The organism is Aciduliprofundum sp. MAR08-339 (genome assembly GCF_000327505.1).
Classification (GTDB): Archaea; Thermoplasmatota; Thermoplasmata; order Thermoplasmatales; family Aciduliprofundaceae; genus Aciduliprofundum.
This window is the reverse complement of the sequence record NC_019942.1, coordinates 46922-70092: the sequence shown is the minus strand read 5'-3', so window position 1 is coordinate 70092 and position 23171 is coordinate 46922. Positions and strand designations below refer to the sequence as shown.

The window sequence follows — 23171 nt, the reverse complement described above, 5'->3', positions numbered from 1 at the left end:
GAGAGAGATGATAGAGTACATTGCTTTGGGTGTAGGTTTGCTATCCCTGCTCGTTGCCTTTGTATTTGCCCTTTATGTTAGAAAACAGGACCAGGGCGAGGGCAGGATGGTTGAAATTGCCGGATACATAAGAAAAGGTGCAATGACATTTCTTAACAGGGAGTACAGGTATCTTTCGGTGTACATCATAGTGGTTGCAGTGTTTCTGTACCTTCTCAGTTTCATCAAGAACGGTGGAGTGAGCCCGTACACACCCGTGGGATTTGTGGTTGGTGCCATATTCTCAGCTCTTTCAGGAAATGTGGGTATGCGCATAGCTACCCTTGCAAATGTTCGGGCTGCCAAGGCTGTTGAAAAGGATATGCACTCTGGATTGAAGGTTGCCTTCTCATCAGGCTCTGTGATGGGTCTAACCGTTGTGGGGCTCGGACTTTTTGGTGTTAGTGCGATTTACCTCATATTCAATGTTGTGGATCCCCAGGGGCTTTCAAACATTCTTTTCGGTTTCGGTTTTGGAGCGAGCTCCATCGCCCTATTTGCCAGGGTTGGGGGAGGTATATACACCAAGGCGGCGGATGTTGGTGCTGATCTTGTGGGTAAAATTGAGGCGGGAATACCTGAGGACGATCCCCGTAACCCAGCTGTCATAGCCGATAACGTTGGAGACAACGTTGGTGATGTTGCGGGAATGGGTGCCGATCTTTTTGAGAGTTATGTGGATTCAATAATCTCTGCAATCGCCATAGGAATTCTTTTCTCAGCACTAAACACCGCCATTGTTTTCTTGCCCCTTTTGCTCGCTGCAATAGGAATAATTTCCTCCTTCATTGGCATATCCGTGGTTGTTATGCTGAGAAACAAGGATCCCTCAAAGGCCATGAACAGCGGAGTCATCACCAGTTCCATAGTTATGATCCTTCTTGCATTTGTGGTTATGTACCTCAACGGAGATTACAAGTTTGTATCCATTGGGAAGGTTGTGCCCTGGTACAATATGTTTGTTGCCCTTGTTTCCGGGCTCATTGCGGGAATAATCATAGGTTTTTCCACCGAGTACTACACCTCTGACAGGTACAAACCCACAAGGGATATTGCAAAGGCGAGCACAACGGGTGCGGCTACAAATCTCATAACAGGAATGTCCATAGGAATGCTCAGCACGGTGATTCCAGTTCTATCCATCTCTGTGGCAATAATCATAGCATACATTCTTGCGGATCTTTACGGCATAGCCATAGCTGCTGTGGGTATGCTCAGCACCCTTGGAATGACCCTGAGCATGGATACCTACGGTCCGGTGGCAGATAACGCGGCGGGCATTGCGGAAATGGCGAATCTCGGTAAAAATGTTAGAGAACGTGCCGAAGAACTTGATGCGGTGGGCAATACCACAGCCGCTATAGGTAAGGGGTTTGCCATAGGTTCTGCCGCACTCACTGCTCTGGCTCTTTTTGCCACCTACAACCAGACCCTTGAGGGACTTGGGCAGAAAATAGTAATTGATCTTGCCAATCCCTCGGTGATGGTGGGCATATTCATAGGTGCATTGATGCCATTCCTCTTTAGCGCCCTTGCCCTCCTTGCCGTTGGTCATGCTGCTGAGAATATGGTTAATGAGGTTCGCCGTCAGTTCAGGGAGATTCCGGGTATAATGGAGGGCAAGGCCACACCGGAGTACGAGAAGTGCATAGATATATCCACAAGGGCTGCCATAAGAAAGATGATAGTTCCAACACTGCTTGCAATAATAGTTCCGATAGTGGTGGGCATAACGCCAGGTCTTGGCCCTAGGGCGGTTGGAGGGCTACTGGCCGGGTCCATCGCATCCGGATTCCTGTTGGCAATTTACATGGCCAATGCTGGAGGTGCCTGGGATAACGCTAAGAAGTTCATTGAAAAGGGTAATTTTGGAGGCAAGGGAAGCGATGCCCACAAGGCAGCAGTTGTGGGAGACACTGTGGGAGATCCTCTCAAGGATACGGCGGGGCCGTCTCTAAACATACTGATCAAGCTGATGAGTATAGTATCCCTGCTTCTTGCGCCCCTATTTTTGCTTCTGTGATAACTTTTTATACTCTTTTTTATATATGCCCTTTGAATGAGAGGAACTGTTGCAATTGTGCTGTTGCTGATCGTTATTTTGCCCCTTGCCACGGCTCAGGTGTTGCCCTCTTCGGGCAGTGTTAAATTGAGAGGTGGTGAGGAAGTGAGCCTGAGCTTTTCTATTGTGAATACACGCAATGAATCGGTGTTTTTTGTGATAAATTCTCCACAGATCAATGGCTGGAAGATCAATGTTACTCCCTCCAACGGCATAATACATTCCATGGGTTCTCAGGTGGTGAAAATCCACTTAAGGGCACCCAAGAGTTACGGTGTTAGTGACTTCAATTTACCATTTGAAGTTTCTGTTTACGATGAAAATGGAGAGGTTGTGAGGTACATTTACTCCCTACATGTTTCCTTTCTTTCAACGCCCTTTTATCTTTTTGAAATACCCTGGCCTGCGAGTTTCGGGTACTGGGCCACATTTCTCAATGTTATTCTTACCTGGGTCATAATAACGTTGATCCTCTACATTGTGTTCCCTTATCTAAAGAAAATTGCAAAGATAACAAAGACGGAGTTGGATGATATCATAGTGGAGATCCTGCATAAACCTATTACCGTATGGGTGATATCTTACGGACTCACCACAGCACTTCTTACTTTGTCCCCTTTAAATTGGTTGTTCCCTCTGATCATCGAGATTTACAACATAATAGTGGTTGTCATAGTCACATGGCTGGCTTACAGATTCTTCAAGGACATAGTTATCCGTTATATGTTCCATCTCTCTAAGGGTAAGCGTGGAGATCTGGAAAACGTTCTCATACCTATACTTGAGAAACTCGGCATTGTTACCATAGGAACCCTCGGTGGGTTGATGATCCTGCAGGTAATGGGAGTGAATGTCAGTGTTCTTCTGGCAAGTATGGGCATTGCGGGCATAGTGTTGGGTCTTGCAGCCCAGCAAACCTTGGGTAATTTTTTCTCTGGATTGCACATTCTTATCGATAAAGCCTTCAGAATTGGAGATTTGATCATGCTTGAGGATAGTGATGGAGTTTATCGTGTGCTGGATGTGGGTGTTAGAAGCACGAGGCTCTACGAGATATTCTCAAACACCGTTGTTTTCGTGCCCAACAGTAAACTTGCCGCCCAGAATATAATCAATTTCAATAGGCCAAACAACAGGATGAAGGTTCGTATAGATGTGGGCGTGTCATACGGAAGTGATGTTTCAAAGGTTATCCATGTGCTGAAGGATATAGCCCTATCCCATCCAGGAGTTATGCGTGGAGGCGAGTATGAACCACAGGTCATATTCAGAGAATTTGGCTCATCAAGTTTGAATTTTTCCCTCTACGTTTGGATTGAGGATGTTATGAAGCAGTGGGAGGTGCCCAGTGAGATTAGGCAGGAGATAGTGAACCGTTTCAGAAAGGAGGGCATAGAGATACCGTTCCCACAGGTGGATGTGCACATAAAGCCAGTAAGGCCAAACTCCTAACTTCTTCTCTTTTTGAGGAGATAGAGCACCAATTTTGTGTACCTGGACTTTATGTAGGTTAATGATATGAGCCAGCCCACGTAAATTGCAATGTAGAATGGAAGAATCTCCACTATTATTTTTATTGCTTCTATCTGCACATACCTTGAGATGTAGGCGATTATTCCCCAGCTTGAAAGCACTATCATCAGGGAGAGGTAAAATGCGATGCCAATCTTTGAGTACCTTTTCCACCTGTTTATAAGTTCAAAAATCCTCTTCAGATCTCTAGTTTTCTGGAGGGTAAGTGACTTCATTACTTTGTCTTCAAACATGAATATTGCCCAGAATATAAGTGAGTAGAGTATTACTTCGTTCCACAAATTGAGGTATGCAAAATTGAAAATAAGTGAAATTAAGAATGCCAACTCAACCAAGTACACGTATATGAAATCCTCTCTGATCTCCTCAATGGTGGCCACGGTGAATGATTTTACGGAGAATTATTTATATTAATCGTTCTGAATCTTCTTGATGAGAATCATGGGAGAAGCAATAGGATTAAATAACCCATCGTGAATTCTCTACTATGCCGGTTATTCTCCTTGTTGGTATGCCAGGTGCAGGGAAGGAAGAGTTTGTGAAAGTCGCAATTCAGATGGGTTATGATGTTGTTAGGATGGGTGATGTTGTGCGCGAACACGTATCATCCCTTGGGTTTGAGTTGAGGGATGAAATAGTGGGAAAAATTGCACATGAGGAGAGGGAAATGCATGGTATTGATGTCTGGGCTTGGAGAACTTTGGAGAAGATAAAGGGGAGCAGAAAAATCCTCATTGATGGGGTCAGATGCATTGAGGAGGTTGAAGTGTTTAAAGGAGAACTTGGAGAGGAGGTGCACCTTGTGGGTATATTTGCCCCCAGAAAGGTCAGATTTGAGAGGATTCTGCATAGGGGCAGAAAAGATGATGTGCGTACATGGGATGAGTTTGTCCGCAGGGAGATGAGAGAACTTCAATGGGGACTTGGAAATGTGTTCGCCCTTTCGGATCACATGCTTCTAAACATGGGTACCCTGGAGGAGTTTCACGGAAATGTCAGGGAATTTCTCCTCACTCTTGATAAAGAGTAGGGTCTCTCTGGGTGCAATTTTGGCCAAGATGTGGCCATTTTTAGCAGTTTTTACCAAGCTCCCGGGGGGTGCAACAAATGGAATCTCTCCCCATATGTACTTCACTTTTCCTACTTCCACCATTTTTCCCTCAAACTCATGCGCAATACCTTGCATCTCATAAACTCCATCATCTCTTACGAGAAACCATTTTTCTTCCTTGTAAACATATGCCTCCTCGTATTCTCCAAATTTTATGTATCCGGGCATGGGCATTTTTGAGAAGTAATACCATCCTCTGCCTCTTGGCACTCTGAAAAATTTCTTGTTTTTCCCGTTCACGATGAGCAGAGAGCCGCAGTAAGGGCAGGTGAGCATTTTTGCATAACTCTTATCACCCAGTTCTGCATAGCATGTGGGGCATTGCCAGGGCAGCCTCATATTCCCACTTCCATGATTTTCTCCACCATTCTTATGGCCCTAACATTTTCCTTAACATCGTGGATCCTGATTATAGATGCTCCACCCATAACCGCCATAACATCGCTGGCCAGCGTGGTTTCCAATCTGTCCTGCACATCCAGATTGAAGAGTTTACCCATGTAACTTTTTCTGGATGCGCCTAAGAGAATGGGAAAGCCCAGGGATTTGAAGGCAGAGATGTACTTCAATATGCGGAGATTATCCTCAACCCTCTTGCCGAACCCAATTCCAGGATCAATTATTATCCTGTCCTCCTCTATTCCATATCTGAGGGCAAATTCAACTCTATCCCGCAGAAATTTTGCAATTTCCCCAATCGTGTCCTCGTAGTATGGATTTCTCTGCATGTTCTTTGGCTCACCCTTCATATGCATAATAACCACGGCAGCGTCATAATCTGCCACAACCTTCGCCATTCCCTCTTTTCTCAGCCCGTATATGTCGTTGACCATGCTTGCCCCCCTCTTGAGAGCCTCCTCTGCCACTTTAGGCTTGTAGGTATCCACAGATACTGGTACCTTGATATCTTCCAGTTCTTCAATTACCGGAATGATCCTTCTGAGTTCCTCTTCTTCACTCACTGGCTCGGAGAATGGGCGTGAGGATTCACCTCCAACATCAATTATGTCCACTCCCTCTCTGACCATTTCCCTGGCCCGGGACACGGCGCTATTCACATCAAGGTACTTGCCCCCATCAGAGAAGGAATTGGGAGTGACATTGAGTATGCCCATTATTTTTGTTGGTGGTATTGAGACTCTGTACTCTCTGGCCCTTATGGTATATTTTTCTCTCTGAAAATTTTCAATGGCGCTGTGCATCTCCTCCGCAATGGTTTTGCCCTTGAAAGGCTGTAATTTCATCTTCTCCATGAGAATCTCAAACTGCCTCTCTGTGCCGAAAAGAACGGCATCCGTCTCCTCGCAGTTGAGGGCTGCGGTGCACCAGGGTAAGGCACATTCCATACCCGCCGCCAGAGCCTCCTGCTTCAAAAGTAGGGCACCTTTGAGTGGAAGATTCTCAAGTTTCAGAATGAAGAATCTAGATTTTTTGTCCATTATTTCTGTGCCCTCCTTGCTCACACCAATCTTGCACATCATATCCTTTGCACCCTGATTTCCGTGGAATACGAGGGGATTGAACATACCGGAAGATTGGATTTTGCCTTAAAAATTTTTGCAAAAAAGGGAAAAATTAGTGGAGCCAGTAGAGCCATAGGAAGTATATGGCGAATATGACGGCGAGAATGTACATCAGAGGGCTTATCTCCCTGACTCTCCTGGACGCTATTTTTGTTATCACATATGCGATTATACCTGCACCTATGCCGTTGGATATGTTGTAGGTGAATGGCATCACTATAAGGGTCATAAACGCGGGTATGTACTCTGTGTAGTCCTCAAAATTCACATTGCGCATGTTTGAGAGCATGAACAGGCCCACGAGTATCAACGCAGGTGCAGTTGCGGCAGATGGAACCAGGGCAATTATGGGTGTGATGAACAATCCGGTTAGGAAGAGCAGAGAAACCACAACGCTTGTTAGTCCTGTACGTCCTCCTTCCTCAACACCCGCTGCACTCTCTATGTATGTTGTTACAGTTGATGTTCCCATAAGTGCGCCGAAGGTTGTCCCCAAAGCGTCTGTTAGCAGCATTCTTGTCAGTGGTTTCTCTGGGATGTTTCCCTTCTCATCCAGATCACCGACCTTCGCGCTCAGGCCCGTTACCGTGCCAAGTGTATCAAAGAAATCCACCATTAAAAATGCGAATATCACCCCGAGAGCTCCGGCAGCCATAAGCCCGCCAAAGTCCATATGCAGTGCTATTGGTGCAATTGATGCGGGAAGGGATACCGGTGAGGATGGTAGGGAGAATCCAGATGGATATAAATTGGATGCAGCCCATGGACTTATGGAGGCCCAGATGACCGCCGCCACGGTTGAGCTCAGTATGCCCCATAGCAATGCACCCTTTATCCTGTTCACCAGAAATATTATGGTTATGGTGATTCCAAACAGTGCTATGGCCACTGAGGGTAGATTAAGGTAGTTCATTGAGATTACCACACCCACTACCTGGTGGTTTGGAAGGAGTTTATCTGCCGTGTACCTTATTATGCTCGCGTTGTTTAGTCCTATGAATGTGAGGAAAAGACCTATGCCTGCTCCTATTGAGTACTTTAGATTTGTCGGGAACGAGTTTGCCACCCAAGTTCTAACTTTGGTCACTGAAAGGGCGATGAAAATCAGACCCTCAATGAAAACCGCTGCCAGGGCAACTTGCCAGGTGTAGCCCATGGCGATTACAACAGTGTATGTGAAATACGCGTTTAAACCCATTCCCGGAGCCAGAGCGTAGGGCTTTTTTGCGTAAAGGCCCATTATCACAGTGGCAAGTGCAGAAGCCAGTACTGTTGTGGTCACGAGGGGGGCAAAGGGCATGCCAGTCTGGCTCAAAATTGCGGGGTTCACGAAAATAATGTATGCCATGGTCATAAAGGTGGTGAAACCTGCTACAATCTCTGTTCTCACCGTTGAGCCATGTTCACTAATTTTAAAATATGAGTCCAGTTTTTCAGACCAACTCATGTATCCACCCATTTAATATATCGATCCCATATTTAATAGTTTCACTCCACATCGAAACTTATCTCAAGGAGTTCCTTTGACCTTCTGAATCTTGTTTTTCTTATTTTTATTGAGCCAACCTCGCCAGTGGTTTTTGTGTGCTCCTTGTTGCAGGCATTGACGTTCCAGCCCTCTATCTCGACCACTTTTAGAACCTTTATGCTTTCAGGAACCGGAAAAAGATCGTACATCTCTTCACCGAATAATCGTTCGGCCTCCTCCCTTGGAAGGGTGTACACCTTTATGGGTGCATTTTCCCTTATTTTCTCATTTGCAAGGTATTCGATTTCCCTTATTTCATCTTCTGAGGGTTTTCTGTTGCATTTCACAGTTAGCCTTCCGTGGCTGCCATTCACATACACGCTAGCCGTCCATTTTGCGTTGAGTACCTTTACCACGGCGCCCTTGAGTATATGGAGGGCTGTGTGGGTTCTTATATCCTCGTCCATTTACAACCCCCAGAAAGGTTTCTCTCCTCTCTTTATTCTGGCAATTTCTTCAAGAACCTCTTTATCCTCGTATTTTAAGTTCATCTTGAACAGTTTTTTTGCATGTTCCTCGGGGATATCTATGTAATATGTCTCTCCCGCCTTTATCTGTCTTCCAACGGTAACGCCATCTATGGCTATGGCTACCTCCTCGCCCATTATTGCCTCTGTGATGTTATTATCTCCTTTTCTTATGCTCTTTATGCGCCCCACAACGCGTCCATCATCCCGCAGTATTCTCTGCCCCACGCGGATCCTACCCCCTAAAACGCGCACCCCTACAATGGCAGGTTTGCTCAGCCTGAATATGTACTCTGGCAGGATCTTGAACTTACCCGGGAAGGTTATATCCATTCTCTTCTCCGCCTCAAGTTCTCTCTCCTTCTCCTGGGCCCATTCTTCATAGTCCTCTATGAGTTTGTACACAACGTTGTTGGTGAATATTTTTATTTTTTCAGCCTCATTTTCAGCATCCGGAAGAATCTTAACGTTGAATCCGAGGATCACTCGGTACAGTGGATTGCCAATTGTCTGGGCATTCACTATATCTCTTTTGCTTATATCTCCTATATCTGCCATTTTTATTGGTATGCCTTCCTGTTTGAGTTCGTAGGCAAGGGCCTCCAGAGAGCCGAGTGCATCCGCCTTTATTATGATGCCCTCCTCCTGGATCTCTATATGTATACCTGTCTCCTTTCTCACCCTTCTAAGCGCGTCGTCAAGATTTTCATTGGCCACCAGCACAGGAGATCCTGCCAGGGCTCTTTCAAGGTTCGGTGCGGCTATTTTTATACCTGCTGCAGCGTGAACCTCATCAACACTGAGAAATCTATCTCTCGGGTCACGCATCTCGTCCAGGGGCTTTGGCTTAAGTATCGCCTTTATCTTCGTGACTATCGGTTCATCTGTACTTCCAACCACGATGGTATCTCCCTTTCTGATTGTTCCTGAGTAGAGGATCACATCGATAGTTTTGCCCAGGCCACGCTCCTCCTTTACCTCCAGCACAGTTCCCTCCCCGGGACCATCTTCGGTGTGCAAATTTTTTTCAAGAAACCTCTGGGCAAGTCCTACAAGAACGAGCAAAAGGTCTGCAATGCCTATACCCTTCTTTGCACTCATGGGTATAATTGCAACGTTCTGCGTGAAATCCGCAATCCTATCGTATCTCTCTGAGGAAAACCCGAGTTCGTACAATTTCTCCACTATGCCGTATATCTTCTCATCGATCGCCTGCTGCACCTCCTCCTTTTGCTTCTGAATTGCCAAAATGAATGGCATGTTGTCTGCATTTTTCCATCCGTAGATTAGATCTATCTTGTTGGCTGCGATAACAAAGGGAGTGCGATACCTCTTCAGGATATTTATGCTCTCAATGGTCTGGGGCATTATACCCTCATTTATATCGATAACGAGCACGGCTATGTCTGCCAGTGCCCCTCCTCTTGCCCTCAATGTGGTGAATGCCTCATGTCCAGGGGTGTCGATGAACAGCAGTCCTGGGATTTTGAACTTTTTCTTGATGAGATTTCCACATATACGATATATTGCCTCAATGGGCACCTCGGTTGCCCCTATGTGCTGGGTTATTGCACCTGCCTCTTTTTTTGCCACGGAGGTGCCCCTTATCTTATCCAGAAGTGTGGTCTTGCCATGGTCAACATGGCCCAGAACGCTCACGATGGGCTGCCTTATCATATTTTTTCCGTATGGCAATGTTGTATTAAGATTTGCGGATTTTCTTCATCTTTGGAGGCAGTTCCCTCCATCTCCATAGCCCATCCATGATTTCTTCGTGCGAGTAACCATGGCTTTGCAGATAATCGTACCATATTTTGAAAAGTTGTGGATGGGTGCGTTTCAGATTATGAAATTCTGAGTTGAGCATCGAGGGGCACATGAAACATCCTATACGTTCGTAGCCCATGTCGTACAGCGGGTTGTAAGGCAGACCCTTCCACTTTATGAAGAGCCAAACATCCAGAGCGAGCCACTCAAGCAGCGGATAGATCATCTTCAAGTTTCCGAGAGTTCGGTCACCGGAGCGCATCATTCTTCCAAGGGATTCGTACCTTCTCGTGCCGTCCACCACCACGCCCCTGAATTTTTTTAGTTGCTCAAGTTTCAGGTACCTTGTGCACCACCTATTGTCCTTTGTGGGTATGCCCTTTTCCTCCAGGGTTTTCCAGAAATCGATCTTGGGATGCACTTCAATAAGTTCAATGTCCAGATAGTCTGCAAAATTGTAAACGAACCGCTCTGTCTCTGGAAATTCAAGGCCTGTGTTGGCATATATGGCTTTTCTCACCCCCGCCCTCCACGCAATGTAGAGTGCGACCTCGCTATCCTTGCCCCCGGAGAATGCCACGTAGTTTGCCCGTCCCTTTTTTACCATATTAATTGCTTCTCTCTCCATCTCGCGGAGAAAGTTCTCGTTTGCACTTATGGCATCTTTCATACTGCTTCTTTTTTTAGTTCCAACCCTTTCACAGTACAGATCCTTTATTTTTGCTCCATTCCGGGCTTTCACAGCCACACCCGTGCACCTTCCGGTAGAGAAAATCTCCCAGCTTTCCACATCTCTGCTTATTTTCTTTCCCTTGAGATGACCCCTCTGATGTATCTCAAAATCCACATGGTCTGTGAGTGCATAAAAGAGGGCAGCACCCCTACCTGTGGGCACGAATACGTATTTCCACCTTCTGTCCTTCACATACTCAAGGGTTCCAATCTTAAAACCGTCAACGAAGACATCCTTTCTGTAATCCAAACCAGGTTGCTTTGATAGAAGTACAAATCTTCTTCTCACGTAATCCCTCGCCTCCCTGAACGGAATGAGTTTGCTCAGTATTCCCATTTCATAGGGGCTTGCAGGCCTTATATCTCCAAGGGGATGAAATCTTAGAGTTGCTGGGTGAGAGTGGCATATTCCGCACCTCTCTCCTCGCACAGGAACGTTGCATTTTGGGCAGTATCCGATCACGACGGGCAATCTCTTATGTGATTTATAAGTTTCACTCTAAAATCTGAACATCTCCTGCGAGTACCTTCTTGAGTTCATCGCCCACCCGTACCAGGAGAAAACCATCATCGTCAATATCCTCAGCCCTACCCTCGTATTCACCGTTATCCACTATTCTAACTCTTTTTCCAAGTGTGCAGTTGTACGCTTTCCATTCTTTTATTATTTCATCCTTGCTTTTTTTCTTCTCCTCATCCAGAATCTCAAGGATCTTCAGTAGAAGTTCGTCCCTGGAAACGTTGGAAAGGTTTATTGCAATATCTGAAATCTCTTCAGGTATTTCGTTTCGCAGATTTATTCCTACTCCCAGTAGTACGTAATCTCCGTGCACTTCTCCTATTATGCCTCCCAGTTTTTTTCCCTGCATGATGACATCGTTGGGCCATTTTAGGCACACTCTTACATTCATATCCTCCAGGGCCTTTGCAATGGTCACTCCGGCCATGAGTGATACAATTTGAAGAGGTAATTTGACCCGTATTATGGCTGTGAACCACAAACCTCCGATGGGAGAGTGCCAGAATCTTCCAAACCTACCCCTTCCGCTTTTCTGGGTATCTGCCAGAACCACAACGTTTTCTCTCAGAATTTGCCTTGCCAAATCCTGCGTTGAGTTCACGTATTGAAAGTGCAGAATTTGAAACTCTGAGCCCATAAAGGGGTATTTTCCCCTCCAATTAATACTTTTTATTTTTTTTGCTGTAAATCGGGTGATAGAAAGAATACGGAGTATTCCACGAATCATCTAAAAATCATCCTTTTGGGGTAAACCACCTTTTTTAAAGGTGCTTGGTGGACCGGGCGGGAGGAGAAAATTTACAATTTTCGACTTAGCCCGTGTTCACGAACGAAGTGAGTGGACCGGGCTGGATGTTCGACGACAGGAGAACATAAGCCTGGTCCATGGAGCGTAGCGGAATGGACCGGGCGGGATTTGAACCCGCGGCCTCTGCCTTGCAAGGGCAGCGATCTTCCGGGCTGATCTACCGGCCCCTAAGGTGGGGAAGGTAAGAACGAATATAAATTTTTTCGGTCAAACCCTAACCTTTGCCCATTTACCTCTGCGGAACTCAAGGTACATCCATCCTGCCCTTATGAAGGTCTCAAAGAACATTCCGAGCCATATCCCAACAAGTCCCATTCCCAAGGGAAAGGCAAGAACAACAGCAATGCCAAGACGTATGCCCATCAAACCGGTGAGGTTTATCACCATGGGCATTGTGGTGTATCCTGCTCCACGCATTCCGCCGGCAAGGGTGAACAATGCTCCAAGTGCTGGCTCTGTCATTCCCATCAGGAAAAGGTATATGGATGCGAAGTGTATGATTTTCTCATCGCCCGTAAATATCTCTGCAAGGTACTGTGGAAAGAGGATCATTATTGCTCCTGCCACTGCCATGAAGAGCATGCTCATCTTCGTTGCCTCAATTGCTGACATTTTTGCCTTTCTCACGTTTCCCTCTCCAAGGGATTGTCCCACCAGTGTGGTGGCTGCGATTGAGAACCCGAATGCTGGCATATAGGCGAAACTCTCCGCCTTTAGGCCGATCTGAAATGAGGCGTAGCCGAGTGCACCGGATGCGGCAAATATCAGGGCTGCGTATATGAAGGATGTTATGGCCCACATACCTCTCTCAATTCCGGCGGGTATGCCAACTCTGAACATTTTCTTTATGAGTTCCATGTTCCATTTCTCCCTTGCAAGGAGTTTGGGGTATATCACGAGTTTACCCTTGCTTTGCATAATGAGGTAGATTAGGGAACCGAAGAGGTATGAGGAGCCCGTGGCAATACCCGCACCTAGCACTCCAAGTTGTGGAAATCCGAAATTTCCGAATATCAGTGCGTAGTTCCAGAACACGTTCCACAGATTGGCGAATATGTCCACGTTCATGGGTGTTTTGGTATCTCCTGCTGCCCGGAGTGATGCCTGATACGCTGCCATAAACACCGCAAAGGGATAGAAGGTGAACACGCCCATTATGTATCGTGCCGTTCCCTTCACCACAGCAGGTCCGGCCCCAAGCGCCGTGGGCAGAGTCCATCCAAATAATACGGCGAATAGGGATATGGGTATGGAGATGAGAATTAGGAGAATGTAGAGATTTTCAAAGGTGTATCTTGCCTCCTCGTACCTTTTCTCGCCCCACCTTCTGGCTATGATTGCCACGCCCCCCGTTGTTATTCCCATCACAAGCGGGAAGGTCAGGAAGTAGAACATGCCGCCTATGCCTGCGGAACTCAGGGTTACCGCTGGATTGCCGTATCTGCCGAGCATCATGGCATCAACTATGTTCTGGAAAGTGTAAAGTACGTTTGATATCACGGCAGGAATTGCGAGATTCAACACTGTTCTCCTTAATTGCACGTATGTGCAATGGTAAGCCTGTAGATAAATTTTGAGGTAAATTTTTTATAAGGGTCAGGGATAAGCATCTATGATTCAGCGTCTCAAGGGATTTCGTGATATGTACCCGGAATATATGCGTGCCCGCAGAATAGTTTTTGATAAAATATGCTCGGTTGCCCGTGAATTTGGTTTTCACGAGATAGATGCTCCAAGTATGGAATATCTTGATCTGTTTCGCATAAAGAGTGGTGAGGAGATAGTGAAACAGACCTTCAGTTTCGTTGATAAGGGAGGACGTGAAATAACTCTAATTCCTGAACTCACACCCTCAGTTGCTAGGATGATTGCGGCTAGAAAGGATCTTGTTAAGCCTGTCAAGTGGTTTTCCTTTCCGAAAATGTGGAGGTACGAAGAGCCCCAGAGCGGAAGGTTGCGTGAATTCTACCAGTTCAACGCTGATATTTTCGGGGTCAAGGACATAACTGCAGATGCGGAGGTAATGGCCCTCGCCATGGAGATTCTGGACTCCCTTGGACTCAAAAACAGGTACGTTATGCGTTTTAGCGACAGAATCATAATGGAGGATCTTTTGAAATCCATGGGTATTGAAAATGTAGAAGAGGCCTTCAGAATAATTGACAAGAGGGATAAAATCGGAGAGGATGCTTTTCGGGTGGAGATGGAGAAGATCACTTCAGAGGAGAATGTGGATGAACTTCTTTCCCTTATGGAACTCCGTGGAGATGTTGATGCAGTTCTATCAAAACTCCAGCATTTTGAGAGGAGCGAAGTTCTTGGAGAGTTAAAGGAGTTGCTCAATGCCTATGGAAAAAGGGCGGTTTTCGATCTCTCAATTGTGCGGGGACTTGCCTATTACACGGGCGTGGTTTTTGAGGTCCACGATCCAAGTGGAGAGTTCCGCGCCGTGCTGGGAGGGGGAAGATACGATAGGGTTGTGGAACTATTTGGAGCGCAGCCCACTCCCGCCGTTGGTTTTGGTATGGGGGATGCTGTGCTTGAACTCCTCATGAGGAGGGAGGGCGTGTGGCCGGAGGAGAAAATTGAGGTGGATTATTTTGTTGTTATAATTCCTGGATTTAGGAGAAGGGCCATTGAGGTTGCGATGCGACTGAGGAGGAAGGGGTATGTTGTGGATATTGAACTCGGAAACCGGAGCGTTGGGAAGCAGATGAAGTATGCGAACCGCATAAACGCGAAATTTGCCGTGATTGTGGGTGAGGAGATAGAGCGTGGAGAGGTAACGCTTAAAAACATGGAAACCGGTGAGCAGAAAGTTGTAAAAATTGAGGATATTTAAACAACCCTGTGTAGAGGTTCTCTTCCCAGAAGAACCCTGGATACGTCCTCGCATACCATCTCTGCCATTTTTCTTCTGGTTCTCTCCGTTGCGCTCCCCACGTGTGGGGTGAGAACCACATTTGGCAGTGAGAGCAGTTCTGTATTCACATTAGGTTCTCCGTAAAACACATCTAGCCCTGCAGCGAACAATTTACCGGATTTGAGGGCTCGAATCATGGCCTCTTCCTTCACCACCTCTCCACGGGCTGTGTTTATCAGAATTGCCCCCTCCTTTATGATTTTGAATTCCTCCTCGCCTATGAGGTGCCTTGTCTCCTGGGTTAGGGGAACGTGTAGGGTTATAATGTCCGATTCTCTTAGCAGTTCGGTCAGAGATACGAATCTTGCACCTGTTTCCCTTTCAAATTCCATTTTTCGGGTGCGTGAGTGGTATAGTATGCGCATGTTGAATCCCCTTGCCCTTCTTCCTACGGCCTGTCCTATGCGTCCTGCTCCGACTATGCCTATGGTGGCACCCCACACATCCTTGCCGAGCATTAACATAGGCTCCCAGCCTCTGAATTTTTTATCGCGCATGAATCTATCGCCCTCAACGACTCTCCGTGCAGCTGCAAGTATGAGGGCGAAGGTTAGATCTGCGGTTGCATCTGTTAGAACCCCCGGGGTGTTTACCACGATGATTCCCTTTTTTCTCGCGTACTCCACATCAATATTATTGTAGCCCACAGCGTAGTTGCCAATAACCTTGAGATTCCGTGCAGAGTCTATAACTTCCCTGTCTATGGGATCTGAGAGGAGAGATATTAAAGCGTCTGCATCTCTCACGCCCTTTATTATTTCCTCCTTGGTTGGCTGCCTGTTTTCCGGGAATATATCCACTTGGAATTCATGGTTCTTCAGTACCTTTATCCCATCATCTGGGATTTTTCTTGTTAGAAAGATTTTCATAGGTGAGAATGCGCTTGAAGGCATTAAAATTTACCGTTTCTTAAGTGATTTTACGAAATGATAATCACACGTAATTATTTAAATAAGAAACAAAGGGTGGTTGGAATATGAAGAGGCTGTACACAAGGAAGGAAGAGGGTGATATAGGAATTGCAACCCTAATACTGTTCATTGCGATGATCATAGTGGCCGCCATCGCAGCATCCCTCATAATATATGTAGGTGTGACTTTGAGGGAGCAGGGTGAGAAGGTGGCATCGGATGTAACCTCTCAAATAACCAGTTCCGTTAGAATCCTGAATATTTTGGGAGATAGGGATATTGATGGAAAGGATCCCTCTGTGGTGAATGTCAAGGCGCCAATTCAGAGGGATTACACTCCTCCCTATGGTGGTTTGATTCTGAATGTAACGGTAAACAGCACGGATCCGCTGTCGGTGAAAATTGTGTGGAATTCTGCCGTTGACACTGAGAGCGGTATGTGGAAAGAGGAGCTTTACAGAATTTCTGGAGCGCCCTCCACCATAAAGTTCATTTTAAAGGATGAGAATTACATAAAGAGTGTTGGAACCCTTGTGGCGACCTTTACCTCCGGGTTTGGAGATGATAGAACATATGTGGATTACGGTGTGAATTCCAGCACTTACTATGGCTATGCAATAATTGGATACGATAGGGCAGGTAACAGCGTTCTTTATACTGCGTTGAATCAAACTGTTTACACAGGAACCGGCACTCCTGATACCACGGCACCCACAGGCAACATAGAAACCATAACCCCATCTGGATATGGGGTGATGATAACATGGACCGCGAGTGATAGCGGAAGTGGTCTGGACTATCAAAAAATTTACCGTTCCAGAAGTGAAATCACAGCGGCTAATGTGGAGAATGCCACTTTGGTTGCCACGGTGGGTCCTGATGTGAGGAGTTACATTGACTATCCACCAGCCAATGGAACTTGGTATTATGCCATTGTAGGTTATGATAGGGCAGGAAACAGTGCCTTGTACTCGGCCACAACGAATAGCATAACTGTTACAAGGGTGGATAATACTTCTCCTCCCTCAGTGGAGGGTCTTCGGGCGTATACTTCTCAGTACTACATCCATCTTGAATGGAAACCGGTTCGGGATAATCAGAGTGGTATAAAGGGCTATTACATATATCGTTCCACAAATTATCTGGCTGTGGCAACAACGCAGGTGTTCAACAGCAAGCCCTATGCCTTTGTGAAGGGTACCTATTTCAACGACTATGTGTATATGCCTTATCAGACCTACTATTATCTGGTTGTTGCTGTGGATAACGCATCCAATTACGGGCAGATAATAGTACCTCAGAGCTCAATTCAGGTGCTGGAGATAAAACTTGCACTTGGACCTGGTTCTAAGCCAGTTGACTTCAACAATGTTATTGTGGAACTTACCGATGGAAATGTGGAAGCATCTTTGAAACTGAATTCCTCTGGATTTGGTGTTGAGGCCGCCAATGCAACCCTTTATGGAGTGCAGGTCGTGAATGACCCCTCCGGAGAGTTCAGGCAGAGTTACATTCTTGAAGATGGAGCCATAATAATAATGTACATTAACGCAAGGGATGTGGGATTGACCTTGACACCTCAGACGAAACTCACGATGAAGATAATTCCGGGTCCTGGAATTCCCATATACACAGTGATTGAGATTCCGCCAGTAATGTTAAATAGATATGTGGAGATATACTGAGGTATGCCAATGAGCTCCAATAAGACAAAGAAAAAATACAATCTGATCAAGCGCGCATACGTGCTTGGCTACGAGGTTGGTTACTACTCTCATGATGAGGCAGTTGGCTGGGTGAAGAAAGAACTGCGTAAAATTGAGCAGTTGGCAAGAGCGGAGGGTATAGAAAAAGAAATTGAGAAGGTCTACAAAAGGGGAAAGGATGAGGGTAGGAGAAAAAGAAGTTATGAGATCACAGAGGGTAAGGAAAAGCCGATGGAACAGCCAAGTATCAGGGTCGAGAGAAATACAATAAGGTTAATTCGCAGGTACGAGTTGAGAATGCAATTTATGGATTTGCCAAGGTTTCTCAGGAGACGTAATCAATTTTGATTACACCTTTAGATTTTCACAGCGATTTATTTAAATTTTCATATGGGTGATATTCAAATATGAAGGAAAATAAGGTTACCTGGATAAAGATTTACGATGAGAATCTGGAGAGGGAGTCACGGACATTTGTGAATGGCGTGTCAAAGAAGGAGATGCGATCATTCGTTAAGAAACCTTTTTAAATACTTTATGCTATCTTTTTGAGGCACGAAGATTATCTCTCCCCTGGGAGTTTGCTCTGTCTGCATTTTCACATTGAGGAACATGACCTCCCTATCTCCCGCAATGTCTGAAATTAGGTAATTTATCATTGAAAGTATTGTGTCGTAGGCGATATCTATTTTCTCAATTTCAAGGTAATCTCTGAAGTTATCCTTGAACTTGCTTGCAATGCTTGTGCCAAATATTTTCAGAGCCTCTACAACGCTCTCCTTACCGTAGGCCTTCTTTATTATTTCAACGCTATTCTCGTGGACCATTATTAAGAAGGTACCCCTTATGTTTCCCACAAAATCCACAAAAATGCCGAATACCCTGTCATCCTCATTGTACTGTGCCAAGATTTCATCTAGAGAATTTAAACTCCTAAACACGTTGTTTAATTTCTCCCCAAAAATAGCCTCACCTACTGATGTTGTGCTTTTCTCCATTTTCTTACCAAGTTCTTTGATCTCTTCTTCCGTGAGTTGCTCTGCTGTTAGCAGGTCCCTCATATCTATAATTGCCTCTCTTGTGGGATAGAACACAAAGCCGCAGGAATTGCACCTGTAACTGCCAGTTTTGAGTTTCGTCACATCCCTTGAGCCGCAAATTGGACAGATAACCATTTTTCACACCTTCGAAGAGTATACCTTTATCCCATCGGGAGTTATTTCCATCTTGTGCATATCACAATCATGCATCGTGCCGCGCATCTTTATAACTTGCAATGCTCGCGTCATGGTGTGCCCGTTTAGAAAATTGTGTAGGAATATGACACCGTGGGCCATATAGTGCTCTGGGCTGTAGTTGGTTAGATCAGTCATCTCAGAAAGTATGAGAACCGTGATTTTTAGATCTTTCAAACTTCTGAAAAATCTGGCAATTTCCTTGTTTTGCTCCTCCCTGTCTCCTCCGCCATATTTCAAGGTGAGCACAGAATCTATTACCAGTCTTTTTATACCCTTTGCCTTTACTATGGAGTTAATCCTCTTGAAAACCTCCTGGGCATAGGTCTCCCTTATGCTCTCTGGGGATTTAACAGCACCTAGGTACTGTATGCTCAATGGTCCCATATCTGCAAAGAAGATCATACCACTAATGGTATATCTTCTCAGATTAAATCGGAATGTGGAAAGATCCTCAATTATGCTGTGTGGATCCTCTGTTAGGGTCACGTAGAGTCCCCTCTCTCCCTCCCTTGCCCCCTGAATCAGAAACTGTACTCCGAATGTTGTTTTGCCCGAGCCAGGTGGACCAGCAACAATATAAACTCTCTGGGAGACCAACCCTCCCTGAACAAGTTCATCAAATCCGGGCACGCCTGTTCTAATTCTCATCAATTTTCTATCTTTGAGGATTATTTAAGTTTTGTGCAGTGATTATTGAAAATGAAAATAAAATGAAAATAAAGAAAAAAATCATTCTTTCAGTTCTTCAAGGCGTTTCTTTATTTCCTTCAATCTCTCCTCTATGTACCTCTTTTCCTCCTCCAACATCCTCAGTTCTTCCTCCTTGCTCACCTGGTAGTACGGAGGGTACTGTGGCTCAAATGGTGCTGGAGGTATGTTTGTGGTCGTCACCCTTCCTGATTTCACAGCTTCAACGGCATCTCTCACGGTTCCTTGGAATGAGTTGATCACCTGAATTCCTGCCTGTGCCAGGACCATTGAGGCGTTGGGCCCTGCTATTCCCGCAGTTATGACCATCTGCACTCCAAGATTTGCAACCTGTTGTGCAGCCTGAACTCCCGCGCCCCTTGCATACATGGCCGATGCATTTGGCACAAATTCAAGTTTATCAGTGGCTGTATCGTATATTGCGTAGTACGCGCATCTACCGAATATGGGCGATACCGGTGAATTTTCAGAGGGAGCATCTGCAGTTATTGCCACGCGCATTTCATTCACCTTTCAGTTCCTCTATTCTCCGCTCTATCTCCTTCAATCTCTCTTCAAGACTTCTCGCTTCACTTTCAAGCATACTCCTTTCGTTCACGGGCGCATAGGCCGGTACGTATGCCTGGGTGCCTGTTCCGTAGTATGGGTAGTACCTCGGGTAGTAAGGGCTGTACATACTGTAGGTGGTTCCATAGGGGTACATCCATCTCCATCCCCTTGGCATGCCTGTCCATGGGCAGTATCCAAGCATGGCTCCCCAGCCACGACCACGTCCAAATCCTCTTCCTCTACCCCATCCTCGGCCCCAGCCAAAGCCGGGTCCATACGGGTAGTATCCGTAATATCCATACATTTTTCATCACCTCCTTACCATCTTCTTCCATATCTCGGTCTTACAAACTCTCTTAGCAGGAGAAGCCCAACGAGGGCTATCACATAGAATGATGCCACTATGAATAGGTGTATCAGTATTATTATCACCAGCACCAGGATCACGAGGTCTATGAGTGAGTAAATGCCTGCGAATCTGAATCCCAATGGAGGGGAGTACAGGTATCTACCACCTCGGGGCATCCCTCTCACCATCTTCTCCCTCTGCGTCCACGTCTGTATCCCCTTCCGTATCTCCTGAAACTTCCAAACAGACGGGTAAAGAACCTTCCAAGGTAGGTCCTGCGCGGATATCCCATTGGGGGTTCGTAGTATCCTCTGGGTCCGTAATCAGCATAGCCACCACTGTATCCGTTGAATGGATAAATCCCACGCCCGCAGGGTCCCATTCTCCTACCTCTGGGCCCTCGACCATCAGGTCCAGTTCCATCACCATAGGGCATCTTAATCACCAAATTACTCAAATGCGACTTAATATTTAAAAGTTTCTTACATATGTTACCTTTCGAGTTTGTATAGAATCCTTTTGAAAACTCCCATCATGCTGTGATACTCCCACTTGGTGAGCATCGCCCTTCCAATTATGCGGCGGAACATCACCTCCGTGTTCTTCCTCTTATGCGCTGGAAAATTTATTGCATCTAGAATTTCGGAGAATCTTGAATTAAGAAGATTCAACTCAAAGTTCTCGGCAATGGGCATTTCCTCCTTCCGTTCTTCCTGAAGAAATAATTCGTACAGCACGATGGCCGCCGCATGGGTAACGTTCATGATGGGGTAATCCTCGCTTGTGGGGATTGTTATCAGGGCATCACATTGCTCAATTTCCCCATTGTAGAGCCCGTAGTTTTCCCTTCCAAAAACCATGCCCATTTTTCCCTTGTATCCTCCGACCTTCTCTGCAAATTCTCTGGGGCTCATTGCGATTCTCTTGAATTTCTTTGGAGATTTTGTGCTCACACCGCTTGTGGCGACAAGATAATCAAATGACCTTCGTACCTCTTCAAAATCTTTCACGATCTCTGCATTCTCCAAAATGTATCTGGCATGCTTCGCGAATCTGAAAGCATCATCGTCCAGTGGGGGAGGATTAACAAGCACTAAATTTTTGAAGTTAAAGTTCGCCATGGTTCTGGCGAGGAATCCTATGTTTCCTGTGAACTGGGGCTCAACGAAGATCACGGTTATGTCCATGGGGCTTGCATGAGAGTATAGAACAAATAATTTGCTGATTATTGTTTTGTTCCTATTACTCCTTTCTTCATGACCTCAATTATGAACAGGGAGAGTATGCCCAGCAGGAGGAAAATCAGAGCCGAACCTGAAAATAGTATCTCGTAGGCCTTGTTTGTCGGTATCTGCATCACGTAGGGAGGTGCAGGGAGATGAATGAGTGTGTAGTAGGTGGTCATAATCGTCCCCGCTATTGCTGGACCCCATGTGGCCCCAAAATTTCTGAAAAGGCTGTTTGCCCCCGTGGCAATACCCATAACCCTCTTATTTACACTGAATATGAGCACGTTGATTAGGGATACGTTCATAAGCACGATTCCAGAACTGACAATAATGGTCATTCCTATGAATCTCCAGAGGTCCACGCTTGTTGCATATTTTGCCATGAGAACCAGCCCGAAAAATGCTGTTAGGGAACCAAGGACTGCAAAGATTTTCACACCCACTCTGGGCATAAGTTTTCCTGCAATTGGTGCTATTATCAGTGAGGCAACGGCCATTGGCGTCATAAGAAGGCCCGTTTCCAGTATGGTTTTTCCAAATCCGTAGGGTTGTGGCATCTGGAGTATGTAGGTGTTGGCCTGGCTCATCATCTGTATGCCAAATCCAGCCATCATTATCCCAATGTTGGCTATCATGGGGTTTCTGCTGGATATCACGGATATCGGGATCAGTGGATCCTTCGTCTTTCTTTCCCAGAGAATCATGATGGTAAAGGATACGGCGGAGATGGCAAACAGGAGCAGAGTTTGAGTTTTGTACCATCCAACGGTTGGTGCTCTTGTAACCGCCACCAGTGCTGGCACCACGAAGAAGGTTAGGAGAATCAGGCCAACAAAATCAAACTTACTTCTTGTGATGTATCTGCTCTCACGCAGCACAAAATAGGATGCAATGAGCATCAATACTGCAAAGGGTGCAACACTGTGGTATGTCCATCTCCATCCATAGTTCTGGGATATGTATGCACCCAGGGGGAAGGCTATGACCATTCCTATGGCGAACATGGCGCTTATGAGTCCCTGAATCTCAGGAACCATTTCCGGTGGAAATTCCTCCCTTACCAGACTGAATCCAAGCGGAAATATGGCCATGCCTATACCCTGAAGCCCCCTTGAGAACAGGAGATATTGAAAATTGGGTGCAAAACCGTTCATTGATACGCCCAACGTGTAGAATATCAGGGATATGAGGAACATCTTTTTCTTTCCGTACATATCTCCGAGTTTTCCCATGACCGTCACGCTTACGGTTCCAACGAGGAGGTATATTGAAAGTATCCAGCTGGCGTTGCCAGGGGTGATGTTAAAATCCTTTTGTATTGTGGGAAGAGATGGAATGAGCACGGCCTCCGTGTACATAACCAGGAGTGGAAGGAGTACGAAAATTGCGGTTGCTCTTTTTGCGTATTTCAGGTCATATTTTTCCATAGTTTTCCACCCGTTACTTGAATGATATTGCCCTTATATAA

Annotated in this window: 24 protein-coding genes, 1 tRNA gene and 1 pseudogene; 7 read left to right on the top strand and 19 right to left on the bottom strand. The window is 45.8% G+C overall.

Annotation, left to right across the window (positions count from 1 at the left end; genetic code table 11):
• Positions 1–7 precede the first annotated feature (7 nt).
• Positions 8–2062 (top strand): sodium-translocating pyrophosphatase, encoded by a 2055-nt coding sequence (locus ACIM339_RS00350; RefSeq protein WP_015282623.1) that lies wholly within the window; start codon positions 8–10, stop codon positions 2060–2062.
• Positions 2063–2098: 36 nt separating this feature from the next.
• Positions 2099–3553 carry a mechanosensitive ion channel family protein gene (locus tag ACIM339_RS00345; protein ID WP_015282622.1) on the top strand — a complete coding sequence of 485 codons (1455 nt, stop codon included), beginning with the start codon at positions 2099–2101 and terminating at the stop codon, positions 3551–3553.
• On the opposite strand, the gene ACIM339_RS00340 is transcribed toward ACIM339_RS00345, so the two are convergent.
• Positions 3550–4014, bottom strand: coding sequence for a hypothetical protein (locus ACIM339_RS00340; RefSeq protein ID WP_015282621.1), 465 nt, complete (start codon positions 4012–4014; stop codon positions 3550–3552). The two genes, ACIM339_RS00345 and ACIM339_RS00340, sit on opposite strands and share 4 nt — an antisense overlap.
• Positions 4015–4121: 107 nt before the next feature.
• Between ACIM339_RS00340 and ACIM339_RS00335 the strand changes: the two genes are divergently transcribed.
• The gene (locus ACIM339_RS00335) at positions 4122–4664 is read left to right on the top strand and encodes an AAA family ATPase (protein ID WP_015282620.1); all 543 of its coding nucleotides are present in this window, start codon (positions 4122–4124) and stop codon (positions 4662–4664) included.
• On the opposite strand, the gene ACIM339_RS00330 is transcribed toward ACIM339_RS00335, so the two are convergent.
• The 9 genes from ACIM339_RS00330 to ACIM339_RS00290 form a co-directional block, all read right to left on the bottom strand.
• Entirely contained in the window at positions 4593–5084 is a 492-nt protein-coding gene (locus ACIM339_RS00330; RefSeq protein ID WP_015282619.1) for a hypothetical protein, read from the bottom strand. The genes ACIM339_RS00335 and ACIM339_RS00330 overlap by 72 nt on opposite strands.
• Positions 5081–6271 (bottom strand): dihydropteroate synthase, encoded by a 1191-nt coding sequence (folP, locus tag ACIM339_RS00325; RefSeq protein WP_015282618.1) that lies wholly within the window; start codon positions 6269–6271, stop codon positions 5081–5083. The genes ACIM339_RS00330 and folP overlap by 4 nt, the downstream gene beginning before the upstream one ends.
• 49 nt (positions 6272–6320) lie before the next feature.
• Positions 6321–7715, bottom strand: coding sequence for an NCS2 family permease (locus ACIM339_RS00320; protein ID WP_015282617.1), 1395 nt, complete (start codon positions 7713–7715; stop codon positions 6321–6323).
• A 41-nt stretch (positions 7716–7756) separates the two neighbouring features.
• On the bottom strand, positions 7757–8203 hold the full coding sequence (locus ACIM339_RS00315; RefSeq protein WP_015282616.1) for an alanyl-tRNA editing protein: 447 nt from the start codon (positions 8201–8203) through the stop codon (positions 7757–7759).
• A complete protein-coding gene (gene infB / locus ACIM339_RS00310; RefSeq protein ID WP_015282615.1) occupies positions 8204–9940 on the bottom strand; it encodes a translation initiation factor IF-2 in 1737 nt (578 codons plus the stop codon).
• Positions 9941–9965: 25 nt separating this feature from the next.
• The gene (locus ACIM339_RS00305) at positions 9966–11225 is read right to left on the bottom strand and encodes a phosphoadenosine phosphosulfate reductase family protein (RefSeq protein WP_015282614.1); all 1260 of its coding nucleotides are present in this window, start codon (positions 11223–11225) and stop codon (positions 9966–9968) included.
• Between the two features lie 31 nt (positions 11226–11256).
• Positions 11257–11919, bottom strand: a complete 663-nt coding sequence (locus ACIM339_RS00300; RefSeq protein ID WP_162007660.1) for a biotin--[acetyl-CoA-carboxylase] ligase — start codon at positions 11917–11919, stop codon at positions 11257–11259.
• Between the two features lie 264 nt (positions 11920–12183).
• Positions 12184–12257 (bottom strand) — tRNA-Ala (locus ACIM339_RS00295).
• Positions 12258–12297: 40 nt separating this feature from the next.
• The gene (locus tag ACIM339_RS00290) at positions 12298–13632 is read right to left on the bottom strand and encodes an MATE family efflux transporter (RefSeq protein ID WP_015282612.1); all 1335 of its coding nucleotides are present in this window, start codon (positions 13630–13632) and stop codon (positions 12298–12300) included.
• Positions 13633–13702: 70 nt separating this feature from the next.
• Here ACIM339_RS00290 and hisS point away from each other — a divergent pair, with 70 nt between their 5' ends.
• Positions 13703–14932: a histidine--tRNA ligase gene (hisS, locus tag ACIM339_RS00285; RefSeq protein WP_015282611.1), complete on the top strand. Its 1230-nt coding sequence runs from the start codon at positions 13703–13705 to the stop codon at positions 14930–14932.
• On the opposite strand, the gene ACIM339_RS00280 is transcribed toward hisS, so the two are convergent.
• Positions 14929–15882, bottom strand: coding sequence for a D-glycerate dehydrogenase (locus ACIM339_RS00280; protein ID WP_015282610.1), 954 nt, complete (start codon positions 15880–15882; stop codon positions 14929–14931). The two genes, hisS and ACIM339_RS00280, sit on opposite strands and share 4 nt — an antisense overlap.
• A gap of 107 nt (positions 15883–15989) precedes the next feature.
• Between ACIM339_RS00280 and ACIM339_RS00275 the strand changes: the two genes are divergently transcribed.
• Genes ACIM339_RS00275 through ACIM339_RS08030 form a run of 3 tightly spaced genes read left to right on the top strand, consistent with a single transcriptional unit; the run spans position 15990 to position 18160 of the window.
• Positions 15990–17609, top strand: a complete 1620-nt coding sequence (locus ACIM339_RS00275) for a flagellin (protein WP_015282609.1) — start codon at positions 15990–15992, stop codon at positions 17607–17609.
• A gap of 9 nt (positions 17610–17618) precedes the next feature.
• Entirely contained in the window at positions 17619–17978 is a 360-nt protein-coding gene (locus ACIM339_RS00270) for a hypothetical protein (RefSeq protein ID WP_015282608.1), read from the top strand.
• Positions 17979–18037: 59 nt separating this feature from the next.
• A complete protein-coding gene (locus ACIM339_RS08030; protein WP_015282607.1) occupies positions 18038–18160 on the top strand; it encodes a hypothetical protein in 123 nt (40 codons plus the stop codon).
• Here the strand turns inward: ACIM339_RS08030 and ACIM339_RS00265 are convergent.
• The 8 genes and pseudogenes from ACIM339_RS00265 to ACIM339_RS00230 form a co-directional block, all read right to left on the bottom strand.
• Positions 18137–18805, bottom strand: coding sequence for a hypothetical protein (locus ACIM339_RS00265; protein ID WP_015282606.1), 669 nt, complete (start codon positions 18803–18805; stop codon positions 18137–18139). The two genes, ACIM339_RS08030 and ACIM339_RS00265, sit on opposite strands and share 24 nt — an antisense overlap.
• Positions 18806–18808: 3 nt before the next feature.
• Positions 18809–19516, bottom strand: coding sequence for an ATPase domain-containing protein (locus ACIM339_RS00260; RefSeq protein ID WP_015282605.1), 708 nt, complete (start codon positions 19514–19516; stop codon positions 18809–18811).
• Between the two features lie 81 nt (positions 19517–19597).
• On the bottom strand, positions 19598–20077 hold the full coding sequence (locus tag ACIM339_RS00255; protein WP_015282604.1) for a NifB/NifX family molybdenum-iron cluster-binding protein: 480 nt from the start codon (positions 20075–20077) through the stop codon (positions 19598–19600).
• A gap of 1 nt (position 20078) precedes the next feature.
• Positions 20079–20417 (bottom strand): annotated as a pseudogene (locus ACIM339_RS08090) (DUF5320 family protein); the annotation flags it as partial.
• A gap of 26 nt (positions 20418–20443) precedes the next feature.
• Complete coding sequence (locus ACIM339_RS00245) at positions 20444–20650, bottom strand: hypothetical protein (RefSeq protein ID WP_337954329.1); 207 nt, start codon at positions 20648–20650, stop codon at positions 20444–20446.
• 5 nt (positions 20651–20655) lie between these two features.
• Positions 20656–20910 carry a hypothetical protein gene (locus ACIM339_RS00240; protein WP_048103635.1) on the bottom strand — a complete coding sequence of 85 codons (255 nt, stop codon included), beginning with the start codon at positions 20908–20910 and terminating at the stop codon, positions 20656–20658.
• A 55-nt stretch (positions 20911–20965) separates the two neighbouring features.
• On the bottom strand, positions 20966–21661 hold the full coding sequence (locus tag ACIM339_RS00235; protein WP_015282600.1) for an RNA methyltransferase: 696 nt from the start codon (positions 21659–21661) through the stop codon (positions 20966–20968).
• 38 nt (positions 21662–21699) lie between these two features.
• The gene (locus ACIM339_RS00230; protein WP_015282599.1) at positions 21700–23130 is read right to left on the bottom strand and encodes an MFS transporter; all 1431 of its coding nucleotides are present in this window, start codon (positions 23128–23130) and stop codon (positions 21700–21702) included.
• Positions 23131–23171: the final 41 nt, after the last annotated feature.

Bases quoted from the DNA above. Each gene is read 5' to 3' on its own strand.
- ACIM339_RS00350 (WP_015282623.1), top strand. From the start codon at position 8: ATGATAGAGTACATTGCTTTGGGTGTAGGTTTGCTATCCCTGCTCGTT.
- ACIM339_RS00345 (WP_015282622.1), top strand. From the start codon at position 2,099: ATGAGAGGAACTGTTGCAATTGTGCTGTTGCTGATCGTTATTTTGCCC.
- ACIM339_RS00335 (WP_015282620.1), top strand. From the start codon at position 4,122: ATGCCGGTTATTCTCCTTGTTGGTATGCCAGGTGCAGGGAAGGAAGAG.
- ACIM339_RS00330 (WP_015282619.1), bottom strand. From the start codon at position 5,084: ATGAGGCTGCCCTGGCAATGCCCCACATGCTATGCAGAACTGGGTGAT.
- folP (WP_015282618.1), bottom strand. From the start codon at position 6,271: ATGTTCAATCCCCTCGTATTCCACGGAAATCAGGGTGCAAAGGATATG.
- ACIM339_RS00320 (WP_015282617.1), bottom strand. From the start codon at position 7,715: ATGAGTTGGTCTGAAAAACTGGACTCATATTTTAAAATTAGTGAACAT.
- ACIM339_RS00315 (WP_015282616.1), bottom strand. From the start codon at position 8,203: ATGGACGAGGATATAAGAACCCACACAGCCCTCCATATACTCAAGGGC.
- infB (WP_015282615.1), bottom strand. From the start codon at position 9,940: ATGATAAGGCAGCCCATCGTGAGCGTTCTGGGCCATGTTGACCATGGC.
- ACIM339_RS00300 (WP_162007660.1), bottom strand. From the start codon at position 11,919: ATGGGCTCAGAGTTTCAAATTCTGCACTTTCAATACGTGAACTCAACG.
- hisS (WP_015282611.1), top strand. From the start codon at position 13,703: ATGATTCAGCGTCTCAAGGGATTTCGTGATATGTACCCGGAATATATG.
- ACIM339_RS00280 (WP_015282610.1), bottom strand. From the start codon at position 15,882: ATGAAAATCTTTCTAACAAGAAAAATCCCAGATGATGGGATAAAGGTA.
- ACIM339_RS00275 (WP_015282609.1), top strand. From the start codon at position 15,990: ATGAAGAGGCTGTACACAAGGAAGGAAGAGGGTGATATAGGAATTGCA.
- ACIM339_RS00270 (WP_015282608.1), top strand. From the start codon at position 17,619: ATGAGCTCCAATAAGACAAAGAAAAAATACAATCTGATCAAGCGCGCA.
- ACIM339_RS08030 (WP_015282607.1), top strand. From the start codon at position 18,038: ATGAAGGAAAATAAGGTTACCTGGATAAAGATTTACGATGAGAATCTG.
- ACIM339_RS00265 (WP_015282606.1), bottom strand. From the start codon at position 18,805: ATGGTTATCTGTCCAATTTGCGGCTCAAGGGATGTGACGAAACTCAAA.
- ACIM339_RS00260 (WP_015282605.1), bottom strand. From the start codon at position 19,516: ATGAGAATTAGAACAGGCGTGCCCGGATTTGATGAACTTGTTCAGGGA.
- ACIM339_RS00255 (WP_015282604.1), bottom strand. From the start codon at position 20,077: ATGCGCGTGGCAATAACTGCAGATGCTCCCTCTGAAAATTCACCGGTA.
- ACIM339_RS00245 (WP_337954329.1), bottom strand. From the start codon at position 20,650: ATGCCCCGAGGTGGTAGATACCTGTACTCCCCTCCATTGGGATTCAGA.
- ACIM339_RS00240 (WP_048103635.1), bottom strand. From the start codon at position 20,910: ATGCCCTATGGTGATGGAACTGGACCTGATGGTCGAGGGCCCAGAGGT.
- ACIM339_RS00235 (WP_015282600.1), bottom strand. From the start codon at position 21,661: ATGGACATAACCGTGATCTTCGTTGAGCCCCAGTTCACAGGAAACATA.
- ACIM339_RS00230 (WP_015282599.1), bottom strand. From the start codon at position 23,130: ATGGAAAAATATGACCTGAAATACGCAAAAAGAGCAACCGCAATTTTC.